Origin of the sequence: Caloranaerobacter azorensis DSM 13643, from assembly GCF_900129995.1 — a bacterium.
Classification (GTDB): domain Bacteria; phylum Bacillota; class Clostridia; order Tissierellales; family Thermohalobacteraceae; genus Caloranaerobacter; species Caloranaerobacter azorensis.
In genome coordinates this window covers 1-2037 of record NZ_FQXO01000140.1, presented here as the reverse complement: position 1 = coordinate 2037, position 2037 = coordinate 1, and the positions used below count along the sequence as shown (strand labels likewise).

The window sequence follows — 2037 nt, the reverse complement described above, 5'->3', positions numbered from 1 at the left end:
AGTATATCCAAAGAGGGGGGAGACAACCAAACCTATATATTATTCAAATTTCAATGTTTGGGTGTCAAATTTGCTCTAAACTTTTGACACTACGTAAATAGTATAGGAGGATGAATAAATGAAAAATATAGCATCAATGATAGATCATACAATACTTAAGCCTGACACAACAAAGGATAAAGTAAAAAAAGTATGTGAGGAAGCGAAAAAGTATGGTTTTGCTTCAGTATGTGTTAATCCGTATTATGTAAAGTATGTAAAAGAACTTTTAAAAGGTAGTGAAGTTAAAGTAACATCGGTTATTGGTTTTCCTCTTGGAAGTAATACAAAAGAAGTAAAAGCATTTGAAGCTAGTCAAGCTATAAAAGATGGTGCAGATGAATTGGATATGGTTATTAATATAGGTGCACTAAAAGATAAGGAATATGATGTTGTTAGAGAAGATATAAAGGCCGTTGTAGATGCAGCTAAAGAGAAAGCTATAGTTAAAGTAATAATAGAGACATGTCTTTTGACTGAAGAAGAAAAAGTTATGGCATGCAAATTGGCTAAAGAAGCCGGTGCAGATTTTGTTAAGACTTCAACTGGATTTAGTACAGGAGGAGCTACAGTAGAAGATGTAAGACTTATGAGAGAAACTGTTGGAGAAGAAATGGGAGTTAAGGCTTCAGGTGGAGTTAGAGATTTAGAAACGGCAAAAGCTATGATAGAAGCTGGAGCTACAAGAATCGGAGCAAGCTCATCTGTAGCTATAGTAGAAGGTACAAAGGCTGAAGGTAGTGGATATTAAAAATAAAATGATAAGTTAAATAGAAACATGAGGATAGATAGTAGTATTTACTAGTCTATCCTTTTTTCATTTATAAAAAATAAATCTTATGTTTTTGTATTTTGGTTTTATTAAAATAAAATTAATGAGAAAAAAATAGATTGTTTATAGAGGAATTTGTTATTAAATGGAGAAATTAAAAGATATTTAATGGATAACAAGAATTATAATATATTTTTTAAGAAAATTGCGAGTTTTTTTAAAGTATCTTCATTAGATTATGCAACTTTAAGGATAGAGAAAGGTTTATTCTAATCAAACAATGCTTTTCAATACTATATAAATGGCAGATGCAAGGTAAATAGTTTTTATTATGACAACGGAAAAGTATTTGTTAAAAAGAATTACGGTAGTGAGATTGAAATATATTCTAAATAATAAATTTGTATGATATTAATTATGGAATTTAATTGTTTTTAGTATAGTTTTAAATAGGGAGGATGGAACAACTTGAAGAAAATATTTCTAAAGAGAGCTATATTCATTATTTTTATATTAGTTGCATTATTATCATATGGAGTTTATTGGGCCTTTTTTGATATGAGTAGGTTACCTAAAGGAGAATTTTTAACAGAATCTACATCTGGAGATGGGAATTATACAATAAAAGTATACTTATGCAACGGTGGAGCAACTACTTCTTTTGCTATTAGAGGAGAGTTGAATTTTAATAAGAAATCAAAGAAACCGAAAAATATTTATTGGGGCTATCGTGAGGATAGTGTTAAAATTGAATGGGTTGATAATGATACGGTTATAATAAATGGACATGAACTAGACTTACCAAATGAGACGTTTGATTTCAGAAGAGGAGAGTAATTCCATATCGATAAAATTTTTAAGGGACAATGAAAAAAGTTATTTTATTTAAATATCCAATATAAGTAACTTTATCAAGTATTAATGTATTATTTGAAGTCATTCAATTAAGGTAACTGACATAAATGATTTAATGTTGATTACAAGTGGTGATTTGATAGGACTATTATTATAGATATGCAAAATTCAATAAAATAGATATTCTGGGGGTAAATTTGATGAAAAGCGTCCGCACACTCGTGACTCTAGTCATGAGTAAGAACGCTTAAATATAACATATGTTAATTCAAAAATATAACACCACTTTACAAGAAATAAAGAGTTAGCTTCCATAAAGTAGAAAAATCAGACATCTAAATCCTAGGAATACTAATCATAACTAAAAAAAA

General features: G+C 28.9%; 2 protein-coding genes. Both read left to right on the top strand.

Translation table 11 applies throughout. The features are described from left to right. Window positions 1-118: 118 nt before the first annotated feature. Window positions 119-790: a deoxyribose-phosphate aldolase gene (gene deoC / locus BUB51_RS12485; protein ID WP_073198166.1), complete on the top strand. Its 672-nt coding sequence runs from the start codon at window positions 119-121 to the stop codon at window positions 788-790. Between the two features lie 489 nt (window positions 791-1279). Next, on the top strand, window positions 1280-1648 hold the full coding sequence (locus BUB51_RS12480; protein WP_073198165.1) for a DUF5412 domain-containing protein: 369 nt from the start codon (window positions 1280-1282) through the stop codon (window positions 1646-1648). Window positions 1649-2037: the final 389 nt, after the last annotated feature.